Annotated in this window: 10 protein-coding genes, 2 tRNA genes and 1 other RNA gene; all 13 read right to left on the reverse strand. The window is 72.3% G+C overall.

Going from position 1 to position 12,464, the window contains the following annotated elements:
* Positions 1-8: 8 nt before the first annotated feature.
* Positions 9-3,479, reverse strand: a complete 3,471-nt coding sequence (locus tag AMOR_RS07740; protein WP_248360235.1) for a tetratricopeptide repeat protein — start codon at positions 3,477-3,479, stop codon at positions 9-11.
* Positions 3,480-3,481: 2 nt separating this feature from the next.
* Positions 3,482-5,800 carry a tetratricopeptide repeat protein gene (locus AMOR_RS07745; protein ID WP_248360236.1) on the reverse strand — a complete coding sequence of 773 codons (2,319 nt, stop codon included), beginning with the start codon at positions 5,798-5,800 and terminating at the stop codon, positions 3,482-3,484.
* Positions 5,797-6,474: a dihydrolipoamide acetyltransferase gene (locus AMOR_RS07750; RefSeq protein ID WP_248360237.1), complete on the reverse strand. Its 678-nt coding sequence runs from the start codon at positions 6,472-6,474 to the stop codon at positions 5,797-5,799. The genes AMOR_RS07745 and AMOR_RS07750 overlap by 4 nt, the downstream gene beginning before the upstream one ends.
* 125 nt (positions 6,475-6,599) lie before the next feature.
* The gene (locus AMOR_RS07755; RefSeq protein ID WP_248360238.1) at positions 6,600-7,187 is read right to left on the reverse strand and encodes a GTP-binding protein; all 588 of its coding nucleotides are present in this window, start codon (positions 7,185-7,187) and stop codon (positions 6,600-6,602) included.
* Positions 7,188-7,198: 11 nt separating this feature from the next.
* Entirely contained in the window at positions 7,199-7,678 is a 480-nt protein-coding gene (locus AMOR_RS07760; protein WP_248360239.1) for a roadblock/LC7 domain-containing protein, read from the reverse strand.
* Between the two features lie 94 nt (positions 7,679-7,772).
* Positions 7,773-8,783: a hypothetical protein gene (locus tag AMOR_RS07765; RefSeq protein ID WP_248360240.1), complete on the reverse strand. Its 1,011-nt coding sequence runs from the start codon at positions 8,781-8,783 to the stop codon at positions 7,773-7,775.
* The gene (gene recR / locus AMOR_RS07770) at positions 8,780-9,376 is read right to left on the reverse strand and encodes a recombination mediator RecR (protein ID WP_248360241.1); all 597 of its coding nucleotides are present in this window, start codon (positions 9,374-9,376) and stop codon (positions 8,780-8,782) included. Before recR ends, AMOR_RS07765 begins: the two co-directional genes overlap by 4 nt.
* Before the next feature lie 3 nt (positions 9,377-9,379).
* The gene (locus AMOR_RS07775) at positions 9,380-9,691 is read right to left on the reverse strand and encodes a YbaB/EbfC family nucleoid-associated protein (RefSeq protein ID WP_248360242.1); all 312 of its coding nucleotides are present in this window, start codon (positions 9,689-9,691) and stop codon (positions 9,380-9,382) included.
* Between the two features lie 27 nt (positions 9,692-9,718).
* Entirely contained in the window at positions 9,719-11,527 is a 1,809-nt protein-coding gene (gene dnaX, locus AMOR_RS07780; protein WP_263009839.1) for a DNA polymerase III subunit gamma/tau, read from the reverse strand.
* 71 nt (positions 11,528-11,598) lie between these two features.
* Positions 11,599-11,692: signal recognition particle sRNA small type (gene ffs, locus AMOR_RS07785), an RNA gene on the reverse strand.
* A gap of 68 nt (positions 11,693-11,760) precedes the next feature.
* Positions 11,761-11,850: transfer RNA gene (locus AMOR_RS07790), tRNA-Ser, on the reverse strand.
* Positions 11,851-11,862: 12 nt separating this feature from the next.
* Positions 11,863-11,950: transfer RNA gene (locus AMOR_RS07795), tRNA-Ser, on the reverse strand.
* 45 nt (positions 11,951-11,995) lie between these two features.
* On the reverse strand, positions 11,996-12,451 hold the full coding sequence (gene tadA / locus AMOR_RS07800) for a tRNA adenosine(34) deaminase TadA (RefSeq protein WP_248362483.1): 456 nt from the start codon (positions 12,449-12,451) through the stop codon (positions 11,996-11,998).
* Positions 12,452-12,464 lie beyond the last annotated feature (13 nt).

Below are 12,464 nucleotides of genomic sequence, written 5' to 3' on the forward strand. Positions count from 1 at the left end.
CTCGATGGTCACTTCGCGCCCGTCCCGAGCTTCTCCTCCTCGGGCGACGGGGCGACGTTCTTCCCGGGGTCGCCCCCGGGCGCTTCGATCGCGGCCGGCGCGGGCTGCGGGCCCGTTCCGCGCTTGTCGGCCGGGGCGGCGTCCGCCTCCGGCAGCGCACGGTGGGTGAAGCCGTCCGGCGTGTCCGCGAACGCGATGGGCGCGGAGTCCTCGAGGACCATCCGCGCCTTCGCGTCCTTGATGATCGGGTACTCGCTCGGCCGGAACCGCGCGAGCGACTCACCGACCTTCTTCGTCCACTCGTTCTTCACGTGGAGCTTCCGGGCCGCCTCGATCGCATCCACGTACACCTTGACCGCCTGCTCCTCGTACGGCGCGGCGGCCTGCGCGAGGGCGTCCTGGTAGGCGGCGAGCATCTCGTCGTCCTTCTTCACCTCGGGCGGGATCGGCGCGTCGTACAGGGTCTGCGCGAGGCGCTCGAGGAGGTACGCCTTCCGGTAGAACGCCGCCAGGATCCAGTCGGGGCGGCGGTACTTCATGACCTCGTCGTACTGCGGGGCGACCTTCTTCGCCTCCGAGAGCTTGGCCTCGAGCGCCGCCTTCAGCTTCTTGGTGTTGGTCGTCGCCGGCAGGGCGATCTTGTCGTAGCGATCGAAGTCGAACTCGGCGAGCCGGAAGCGCGCCTCGGCGGCGGCGGCGGCGGCCCGGACGTGCACGTCGGGCTTGAGGCCGCGGGTCGCGAACTCCTGGACGGCGACGGAGTACGCGGCGCGCGCCTCCTTCGCCTGCCCGAGCTCGCGGTGCGCGAGCCCGATCTTGAGGTGCGCCTGCACCACCAGCTCGTGCTCGCGGCTCCGCGCGAAGCGCCGGACGAACTCCTGGAGCGCCTGGATCTCCTTCTTCCAGTCGCTCGTCTTCTCGTACATGAGCGCGGCGTGGAACTGGGTGCGCGCGGCGTCCTCGGCGTCCGGGTACACCTTCGCGTAGCGCGCGAACGCCGCGGCCGCCTCCTCGTAGCGCTGCAGGTTCTCGAGGGATCGGGCCGCGTTGTAGAGCGCGTCCTTCCGGTGCTTCGAGGCGGCGTACTTGTCCACGAGCACGAGGTACCGGTCGACGGCCTTCTCGAACTCGTACGTGTTCTCGGCGTTCCAGCCGACGCGGAAGAGCGCCTCGTCCGCGAGCGCCGACGACGGGTACTCCGCGTGGATGCGCTCGTAGAGCTTGAGGGCGCTCTCGAACCGGCGCGCGCCCTCGTAGCAGCTCGCGGCGTTGTAGAGGGCCTTGTCCGCGAACTCGTGCTTCGGCTCCTCGGCGACGAGCGCGAGGAACAGCGCGGCGGCGTCCTCGTACTGCTTGGCGTCCATGAGCTGCGTCGCCCGCTGGAACCGGCCGCCCAGCTTGAACTTCTGGAGCGTGGCGTTGAGCGACGGGTTCTTCGCGACGTCGGCGGACTGGAGGCGCGCGGACGCCTGCTCCACGGCCGCCCAGTCCTTCATCGAGAGGTAGCTCTCGATGATGTAGTTGGCGGCGAACTGCGCGACCTCCGCCGTCGGCCAGCGCGCGACGACCTCCTCGAACCGGCAGCGCGCCTCCTCGAAATCGCCGTACTTGTAGAAGACGACGCCGGCCTCGTAGCCGACCGCGGGCGCCTTCTCGCTCCCGGGGAGCAACGCGAGGTAGGCGTCCGAGTCGCGGACGAGGTTCTCGTACACGGCCGGGATGCGCTCCGGCCTCGGGACCTCTCCGTCCGGGCGGTCCTTCGAGAGGAGGATCCGGCGCTCCTCGAGCTGCCCGGCGCGCTGGAGCCGCGTGATCTCGCCCTGCCAGGAGATCACCGCCGAGTGCGCCGCCTCGGCGAGGAACTTGTCGCTGGCGGGATCGTCGCGCACCTGCGCGTAGACCCGGGCGGCCTTCTCGAACTCGAGGGCGTTGTAGAGGCAGTCCGCCCAGTTGTACGCGAGCTCGTGCGCCTGCTTCGAGTGCGGGAACCGGGCGAGGTAATCGCCGTACGCCCGGGCGGCGACGCGGTACTCCGCGACGGCGGCCTCGAGGCGCGTCTCCTGCTTGTACTGCTGCGCCTGCGCGTGGTGGAAGCTCGCCGCGCGGAGCAGGCTCTTCTCGGAGAGGTCGCGGACGGCGGCGGTGAGGTCCGGGTCGCCCTTGTTCCGCTCCCACCAGGCCGTGCCCTCGCCGTACGCGGCGACGAGCGCCTCGCGCTCCGCGGCCTCCTTGTCGAACTGCCGGTCTCGCGACCAGCAGAGGACGATCTTCGCCTGGACCTTCGGGGCCTCGGGCGAGAGCGGATCCTTCTCGAGCACCGCCTTGTACGCCTCGACCGCGAGCGCCCACTTCGTCTCCTCGAAGTAGACGTCGCCGAGGCGCGCGTAGATCTCCGCCTCGTAGGTCCGCCCGCCGAGCCCGGCGAAGAACGCCTTCGCCTTCTGGACGCCGCCCCAGCGCTCGTCGGCGAACGAGATCGCCGTGTACTGCACCGCCTCGGGCCAGACGTCGCCGGTCGGCTTCTCGCCCGTCTTCGCGGCGACGGCGACGTAGTGATCGAGCAGCTTCGAGAACGCCTCGACGGCGTCCTCGAAGTCGTCCATGCGGTAGTACGTCCAGCCGAGCTTGTAGACGGCGCGGGCGTACAGCGGGTGCTGGGGATAGCCGTAGATCTTCGAGAAGGCCTCCGCCGCGTGCTGGAGCGAGTCGGGCTTCACCTCGTCGAAGTGCCAGTCGCCGAGCCGGACCCAGGCCTCCGGCACGAACGGGCTGTCCGGGAACCGCTCGATGAGCGTCGCGTAGGCGGCCTGCGCCTCCTCGCCCTGCCCCATCTCGCCGAGGCAGTACGCGAGGAGGTAGTAGATGCCGTGGGTGAACCGGTACTCGGGGAACCCGGTGATGAGCCGCTGGTAGAGCGCGATGGACGGCGCGTAGCTCTTCATCGGCTCGGCGGGGGGATCGCGGCCCTCGGCGATCGCGCGGCGCGCCTCCTCGCGGTGCGCCGCGATGGCGACGTTGAAGTCGTCGTTCGCCTTCTCGTAGTAGAGCTCGGCGAGGCGGAACATCGCGTCCGGCGTGAACTGCGGGTCGTCCGGGTAGCGGGCGAGGAACTCCTCGAACCGGACGATGGCCGCCTCGCGCTCGTTCCGCTCGAGGACCTCGAGATCCTTGATCGCCTGCTCGTAGTGATCCGCGAGGAAGCGGCGCTTGTCGTCGAACTCCTTCTGGACGATCTGCTGCACCTCGGTCCGGTAGCCCTTCGCCTCCTCCGAGAACCGGCGCACGGCGGCGGCGAGCTCCGACTCGGCCTGCTCGGCGGTCACCGGCGGCGTCGTGTCGACCTGCGCGGCGGCGGCACGGGCGGCGCGCGCCGGCGTCCCGGCGGGCCGCTCGCGGCAGGACTGGTACCCGCTCGCGGGCGCCACGGCGAGGGCGGCGGCCGGCGCGAGCGCGGCCACGGCGGCGACGAGCGCGCGCACGGTTAGTCCACCTCCCGCAGGAGGTCGCGGTAGTCGTCCTCGAGCTGCTTCAGCTCCTCCCCCTTCTGCTGCGAGAGCTGCTGGATCTTCTCCAGGCGGACGCGCTTGCGCGCCCAGGCGACGTCCACGAGGCCGACGTCCGCCTTGAGCACGAGCCGGTAGAACTGACCGCGCACGCGCGAGAACGACTGATAGGCGATCTTGCCCACGAGATCCTTCGTGTCGCCCTGGACCGCGGCGAGCGCCTCCGCGTGTCCGGCGATGGCGAGCTTCTCCTTCGCGATCCGGTCGCGCAGCTCCCCGGCGTGCCGCGTGGCGTCGGCCGCCACGCGCGCGGCCGCGGCCTCGGCGCGCTTGCGCACGGCGGCGAGCCGCTCCGCGAGCGCCCCGGCGCGATCCAGCGCGGCGAGGGCGCCGGCGTCCGCGCCCCCGCGGTGCGCCTCGAGCAGCTCGAGCTCGCGCGCCGCGAGGGCCGCGTAGGCGGACCGCAGCGTCGCCTCCTCTGCGAGGGCGTCCGTGCCCGCCGCGGCGTCCCGCGCGAGCGCGACGTCCTGGCGAAGGGCCCGGAGCTCCGCCTCGTAGCCCTCGACCACGGCCCGGTGCTTGCGGAGCTCGCCCGTGAACTCCGTGCGGGCCTCGGCGTCCGCGGCGATCTCCGCCCGGTGCTGCTCGAGCCACGCCTCGGCGCCCGTGATCGCCGCCTTCGCGTCGTCGAGCTGGTACGAGAGCCGGAAGCCCTCGCCCTCCAGCGCGTCCAGCGCGCCGCGGAGCCGCTCGGCGCGGGAGCGGACGTCGGCGGCGGACCGCGGGAGCGCGGAGAGGCGACGGCCGAGCGCCACGCGGTCCGCGTGCACCGCGTCGAGCGCGGCGCGAGCGTCGCCCGCGACCGAGGCGGCGACCGCCGCGTACGCCGCGTCGTCCGCCCGGCCCTGGAGCGCCACGGCCGCGTTCTCGATCGCCTGCGCGGTCGCGTAGGTCTCGCGGAGCGCAGGGAACGCGTCGAGGCCGTTGCCCTTCGCGAGGAGCGCGTCGATGCGGTCGGAGACGGCGTTCGCCTCGTCGATCTCCCTGCGGCTCGCGTCGAGATCGCCGGCGAGGGTGAGCGCGTCCGAGACCTGGCGCTGCGTGGACGCCCACCGGACGGCGACGGGCGGGAGCACCGTCGCGACGTCGAAGGCCTTGCCCTGCCGGCCGATGAGCTCGTCGAAGTAGCGGACCGGGTCCTCGCGCATGGAGAGGATCGCGTCGAGCTCGTCGCGGATCGGCGCGTAGCTGTTGATCACCCGGCTGTACGCGTCGGTGGCCTCGGCGTACCGGCCGAGCTTGAGGAGCAGGTGGCCCTGGAGCACCGTCGCCTCCGGGGCGAGCGGCGACTCGGGCGAGAGATCCGCGATCATGCTGGCGACCCGCAGCGCCGCGTCGTGTTGCCCGGCGCGCACGTACGCCCACGCCGTCTCGTACATCGCGTCGGTGAACTGGGGCGAGTCGTACGGCACGCGCTGGTACCACCCGAGCGCCTCCGCCGCGTGGCCGAGCTCGCCGTGGACGCGCCCGAGCGCGAGCATGCAGAGGTCCGCCACCGCGCGCTGGCGGTCGTCGATCGCCTTCTCGCCGACGCACAGCTCGAACCGCTGGATCGCCGCGGCGAGGTCGTGCTGCTCGATCTGCAGCACGCCCTGGAAGTACGCCGCCTGCTGCCGGTACGGGGCGGGCACCGCGTCGAACGCGGCCATCGCTCGCTCGAGGCGGACGGCGGCGGGGAGGTCGGTGCGGCCGTAGAGCGCCTTCGCGGCGAGGTAGCGGACCTCCGGCGGCGCGTTCCCGGCGAAGGCGCGCTCCGCCTCGGCCACCAGCGGCTCGACCGCCTCGGGGCGGCCGGACTTCACGGCGCACTCGACGGCGCCCGTGAGGGCGTCGGGCCGGCGGTCCGGGGTTCCGAGGGCGAGGTACGCCTCGTACGGAGCGCGCGCGGCGCCGCAGGCGCCCTGGCGGCGGAGGGCGTCGGCCAGCTCGAACAGCGCGGCGGGGTAGTCGCGGCTCGCGCGGAACGCCGGCTCGTCCACCGCGCTCGCGAGGAGCGTGGCGGCGTGCTGCCAGTCGCCGAGCAGGTACTGCGTCTCGCCCTCGGAGAACAGGCGCGCGGCGCGGCTCGCCGCCGGCTCGTCCTCCCGCGCGGACCGGGACTCGACGAGCGCCAGTCGCTCCTCGACCTGGACCGCGTCCCGCTCGACGTCCGGGAGGGCGTCGGCGCGGACAGGCCAGGGGTGGAGCGCGGCGGCCGCGATCGCGGCCGCTGCGACGCCGGCACCGCGGAACTTCACTGGTTCGCGCCTTCCGCCGCCGGGCGCTTCGAGCCGTCCTCCCGCTGCACGTCCACGTCGTAGCGGACCGCGGGGCGATCCTTCAGCTCGGCGGTGATGCCGCCCTTCTCGAAGCCCACCACCTTGATGGTGTTCACCTTCCCGGGCTCCGCGTTGAACGTGTACGAGGACTGGACCTTGAACTTGTAGCCCTCGAGGTAGCTGAACACGCCGAAGCCGTGGCCGCGGTAGACGAGCTGGACCGAGATCTGGTGGTTGCCGGGCACGATGCGCCCGTTGAAGATCTCGAACTCCTCCCGCTTCTCGAGATCGCCCTCCACGTCGACCTTCGTGTAGACGGGCGCGCCGTCGAGGGCGTACGCGACGGACTCGAGGTAGAAGGAGGCGCCCATCTCGTTGCGGTGCACGAGCACCGCCTTCGAGCCGGTGGTGATGTCGCCGCCGATGACCATCTCCTGCAGGTTCATCAGCCGCGCCTTCGTGCGGAAGATCTTCTCCTTGAGGTCCGAGACCCGCTCCTCGAGCGTGCGGACCTGGAGATCGTTCCGCTCCTCCGCGGTCATCGCGGGCGCGGCGGGCGCCGATGCGTCCGCGACCGTCGCCTGCGCCGGCTGCGCGAGCGCGAGGCGCGGGAGCACGATGAGACTGAGAGCCGCCAGCCTGAGGTAGCGCACCACGATCACCCTCGCTTCCAGGGGAATTCCCCCGGGAACCAGCCGACCAGGGGAGCGCCTGATCCTACCACGGCACCGAGAGGGTGCTGAAGCTCCGTTCCTCTCTCCGGCGCCGGAGGCCCCCGCTAGCCCCCCTTCCTCAGCTCGTTGAGGACCAGCTTCGCGACCGACTTGAGCGTGTCGAACACGCCGACCCCGGTCGGCGCCACCGCCTGGAACTCCGGGACGGCCCGCGGGTTGATGAGCCGGTGCAGCTCCTCCACCGTCGCGATGTTCGGGAGGTCCCGCTTGTTGTACTGCACGACGTACGGGATCTTGTTCAGGTCGTAGCCCTGCTCCGCGAGGTTCACGCGCAGGTTCTCGACCGACTCGAGGTTCGCCTCCATGCGCTCGATCTGCGAGTCGGCGACGAAGACCACCCCGTCGACGCCCTTCAGGATGAGCTTGCGGGACGCGTCGTAGAAGACCTGGCCCGGCACCGTGTAGAGGTGGAAGCGGGTCTTGAAGCCGCGGATCTCGCCGAGCGACAGCGGGAGGAAGTCGAAGAAGAGCGTGCGCTCGGTCTCGGTCGCGAGGGAGATCATCTTCCCCTTCGCGTCCGGGTTGGTCTTCGCGTAGACGTACTGGAGGTTCGTCGTCTTACCGCAGAGACCCGGGCCGTAATAGACGATCTTGCAGTTGATCTCGCGCGAGCTGTAGTTGATGAAGCTCATCGATCACTCGCTCACTCGCTGAAGAGGTTGTCGATGTCGTCGTCGGTGATCTCGGCGAACGGGCTCGCGGCGCCCGGCGCTGCCTGCTTCTTGGCGAGCGTCTCGAACACCTTCGCGAGCTCCTCTCCGGCCTTCTTCACCCTCAGGCGCACGAGCCCCAGCGAGCTCTTCGCATCGAAGATGACGACGAGCACCACCCGGCCGCCCACGATGCTCATGTGGAGCGACTCCCGCTCGCCCTCGTGGAACTGGTTCGGGAACTCCTTCTCCCCGATGAGCTTCGCCAGGCCGCCCATCGCGGCGACGTTGCCCGCGGTGAGCGAGGCGAGCGAGGTCGTGTCCAGGTTCTGGGCCTGACCGCTGGAGGCGATGAGCTGCCCGTTCTTGTCGACGAGGAAGACGACCTTGGCGTTCGCGTCGCGCGTGAGCCGGTCGCAGATCCCGGCGATGAGCCGGAACTCCTCCTCGTACATCACCAAGCCGGAATTCATGGGCTCTGGCTCTCCGCGAATCGAGTCATGGCCGAATACCAGGGAACCGCACGGCATTCAATCCCGGGTTCACGCGGGGGATCAACTCGCGCGGTCAAGGCGACGACGCCTCGACGTCGGGTTCGCCTTCACGCGCGGCGAGCGGCGGGTACGTGAAGCCGGTGTAGACGGATATCGTACCGCGATGACGCGCGCCGGCGTTGCGGTGCGCGCCGACCACGACCACCAGGCGATCCGTCGCCCAGGTCGCGGTGCAGTCCCCGGCGATCCGGTCCGGCCCGGCATCGGGGCAGGTCCTCGCCGGCGTGCGGCCGATCTCGGCCTCCAGCCGGTCGGACAGCTCGCGCCACGCCGCCATCGCGTCGCGATCCTCGGGCGGCGTCGGGTGGACCTCGGTGACCTCCGCCGCGCGACCGCGCCGGAACGTCACGACGCAGGACACGACGTCCGGCGCGCCGCCGGGGCAGCCGAGGTAGGTCGTCGACCCGGAGTCGCGCTGGACGACGGTGGCGCCCTGCCGGTCGAGGAGGTGCTCGACGTCGACGCGCTGGCGCCCGAGGGGCACGCCGGCGGCGACCGGCGGCGCCGCCGGCTCCCACTGGACGTGCAGCACCGCGACCGCGGGAGCGTCCTTCGGAGCGTGACGCGAGACGCCGACGGACCAGGCCGGCCGCTCCCAGGTCGCGACGAGCGCGGGCAGGCCGTCGACGGAGGCGCCGTCGCCGCGGCGCGCGGGCGGCCCGAGCGCGTGCGCCACCGCGTCCACCAGCGCGCCCTCCTCGGCCGCGGGCACCTCGACCTGCCCGGCGTAGAGCCCCTCCTCGCCGAAGAGGAGGCGGCACGGGCCGGGAGCGGGTACGCCGGAGCAGCGGTCCGCGACGAGCACGTCGGGATCGCCGTCCGCGACGCGGTGCCCGATGCCGTCCACGTCCAGCGCCCGCTCCACGGCGGCGCGGTCCTGGCCGAACACGAGCCCGAGGGCGACGCGATCGCCGGGCGGCGCCAGCGCGCCGGACACCCCGCGCCGCGAGCCGGTCGCGCACGCGGCGCCGAGGAAGAGGGCGGTCGCCGCGGCGAGCCGTACCGCGCGATCGTGGGGGATCATAGCTCTCGGCGGCCGGCGAGCGCTCGCGCCAGCGTCACCTGGTCAGCGTATTCGAGATCCCCGCCCATGGGAACTCCCTGGGCGATCCGCGTGACCTTGAGCCCGAGCGGCTTGAGCAGCTTCGTGAGGTAGAGCGCCGTCGCTTCGCCCTCGACGTCGGGGTTCGTCGCGACGACGATCTCGTCCGCGGGCGACTGCTCGAGCCGGACGAGCAGCTCGCGGATCTTGAGATCGGACGGGCCGATGCCGTCGAGCGGGGACAGCGCGCCGTGCAGCACGTGGTAGCGGCCGCGGTACTCGTGCGTCCGCTCGATCGCGAGCAGGTCGGGCACGCCCTCGACGACGCAGATCGTCCGCGCGTCGCGCTCCGGGTCCCGGCAGATCCCGCACGGATCCTGGTCGGTGAGCGTCTGGCAGGACGAGCAGAGGCGGACGTCGCGGATCACGCCGGCGATGGCGTTCGCGAGGTCGCCCGCGTAGCCCGGCCCGGCCTTCAGGATGTGGAAGGCGAGCCGCTGCGCCGTCTTCTCGCCGATCCCGGGGAGCTTCGCGAGCTCCTTCACGAGCCGCGCGATGGGGTCCGCGACCGCCATGCGCTAGCCGGTGATCCCCGGCAGCTTGATGCCGCCGGTCGCCTTCTGCATCGACTCGTCGGCGGCGGCGCGCGCCTTCTCGGCGGCGGCGTTCACGGCCGCAGTGACGAGGTCCTCCAGCATCGCCTTGTCGTTCGGGTCGACCGCCTTCGGGTCGATGGTGAGCTTCGTCACCTCGCACTTCCCGTTCATGGCGACCTTCACGAGCCCGCCACCGCTCTCGCCCTCGACGGCGATCTCGGCGAGCTTCTCCTTCGCGTCCGCCATCGCCTTCTCGAGCTTCCGGGCCTGGCGCATCAAGTACTGAATGTCCATGAGGGCTCCTCGGTGCCGCGTGCGCGGCTAGGGCTTCAGCTCCTCGATGTCGTCGATGCGACCGTCGAGGAGCTTCGCGGCGTCGTTGATGTTCGGGTGATTCCGCGCCGCGTCCTTCACCCGGCGGGTGCGCGCGAGCCGCTCCGCCGCGTCGGCGGCGGCGATGGACGGCGCGGGCGCCGCCTCGGGCGAGGCGGCGCCGGTCGCGGGCGCGGCGGCCCCGATCTTCACGGTGATCCGGGTCGGCCGGCCGAAGAAGCGCGCGAACACCGCCTCGATGTCGTTCCGCTTCCGCTCGATCGTCGCCGAGAAGATGCCCTGAGGGAGCTGGATCGTGACCTCGCCGTCGACCATCGAGAGCAGCGCGGCCTGCTTCAGCGCCGGGCCCGCGGCCGGGCTCGCCTTCTCGACCTCGTCGACGGCGGCGCGCCAGCGATCGGTCGGTGAGCCGGTGGGGGCCGGGGCCGGGGCCGGGGTCGCGCTCGGGGCCGGGGCCGCGCTCGGAGCCGGCGTCGCGCTCGGAGCCTGGGTCGGGGTCGGGGCGGCGGGCGCAGGACTCCCGAAGCCGGAGAGGTCACGCCAGCCGCTCCCGGACGGCGCGGGGGGCACCGGTGCGGGCGCCGCGGGCCGGACCGGACCCGCGCCCCCGCTGCTGCCGCTCGCGGCGGGCGGCGGCCGCGCGGGCGCGGACGGCAGCGGCGCACCGCGAGCGAGCGCCTCCAGACGGCCCATGAGCTCCGCCACCTGCGCACCCGGCGCGAGGAAGACCGCCTCGAGCAGCGCGACCTCGAGCGCGTACCGCGGCTGCTCGGAGAGCTTCACGTCGACCACCGCGCGCTGCGCGAGATCGAACAGGCGCGTGAGCTGCGCCGGGTCGGCGCCGCCCGCCTGCGCCTTCACCTCGGCGAGCTCCGCGTCGGGGAGGTCGAGGCGGGCGTCCGGGACGAGCCGCGCGACCACGACGTTCCGGAGGTGCCGCACGAGCTCCTCCGCGATCCGCCTCACCTCGAGCCCCTTCGCGTGCAGGGCCTCGATCTCCGCGAGCACCACCGCGCCGTCGCGCCCGACGAGCGCGCCGGCGATGCGGGAGATCGCCGCGGCGTCCACCGCCCCGAGCGCCTCGGCGACCTGGTCGTCCGCGGGAGCGTCGCCGCACGCCGCGCGCACCTGGTCGAGGAGCGAGAGCGCGTCGCGCATCCCGCCCTCCGCCTGGCGCGCGACGAGCGCGAGGGCGGCGGGCGAGACCGTCATCCCCTCCTCCGCCGCGACCTTGCCGAGCTGGTCCGCGATCTGCTGGAGCGTGAGGCGGCGGAAGTCGAAGCGCTGGCACCGCGAGAGGATCGTCTCCGGGACCTTGTGGACGTCGGTCGTGGCGAGCACGAACTTCACGTGCTCCGGCGGCTCCTCGAGCGTCTTCAGGAGCGCGTTGAACGCGCCCTGGGAGAGCATGTGGACCTCGTCCACGACGAAGACCTTGAAGCGGTCGCGGGCGGGCCGGTACTTCACCGCCTCGACGATGTCGCGCACGTTGTCGACGCCGTTGTTCGAAGCGGCGTCGATCTCCACCACGTCGACGGCGCGCCCCTCCGCGATCTCGACACACGGCGTGCAGACTCCGCACGGCTCCGCGGTGGGCCCCTTCTCGCAGTTGAGCGCCTTCGCGACCAGGCGGGCGGTCGTGGTCTTGCCGACGCCGCGCGGCCCGGTGAACAGGAAGGCGTGCGCGAGCTGGCCGGTCTTGAGCGCGTTCGAGAGCGTCCGGACCACGTGCTCCTGGCCGGACATCTCGCCGAAGCGCTGCGGTCGGTACTTGCGGGCGAGGACGAGGTAGGTCATCGGAAGTGGGGGCGGCGCTCGCCTGCGCTCGCGATCGGACGCGCGGGGTCAGGTACCAAACAAACGAGCCGGCCCACAATCCCCGGGCGCACGGAGGACCATCTACCGTTGCTCCCTTCCGGGCCTGGCGGGGTTCGAAGGCCCCCACGTCGCCCGAGGATTCTGGGCCGGCTCACCCGGCAGATCCACCGGCTCGGTCCCTCACCTATCTAACGGTGCGCGGGACGGCATGCTGGCGGAGAGGGTGGGATTTGAACCCACGGTACCGTTCCCGGTACACACGATTTCCAGTCGTGCACCTTCAGCCGCTCGGTCACCTCTCCCGAATTGATAAGCGGAGAGCGAGGGATTCGAACCCCCGGTACCGTTGCCGGTACACCTGATTTCGAGTCAGGCGCCTTCGACCAGCTCGGCCAGCTCTCCGCCGGCGGGTTTAACCGATCTCCCCCCGCGTGCCAAGGGGGAAGGTCAGGGGTCGGATTCGTTTCCGGCCCCCGAGCGCCGCGCCCGGAAGAAGGCGCGGAGCAGGTCGCTCGCCTCGGCGGCCTTGACCCCGCGCTCGACCTCGAAGCGGTGGTTCAGGCGGGGGTCGGCCGAGAGGTCCTGGAGGGAGCCGACGCACCCGGCCTTGGGATCGGAGGCCGCGAAGACGAGCCGGTCGATCCGCGCGAGCACCATCGCGCCGGCGCACATCGCGCACGGCTCGAGGGTGACGACGACGGTGACGCCGGTGAGGCGCCAGCGGCCGAGCGCCCGCGCCGCCTCCTGGATGGCGAGCAGCTCGGCGTGCGCGGTGGGATCGCGCGCGGACTCGCGGGCGTTGGCGCCGCGGCCGACGACGCGGCCCTCGAACAGCGCCACCGCGCCCACCGGCACCTCGCCCTGCGCCGCCGCCGACCGGGCCAGCGCGAGCGCCTCGTCCATCGCCTCCTCGACC

Source organism: Anaeromyxobacter oryzae (assembly GCF_023169945.1).
GTDB classification, from domain to species: Bacteria; Myxococcota; Myxococcia; order Myxococcales; family Anaeromyxobacteraceae; genus Anaeromyxobacter; species Anaeromyxobacter oryzae.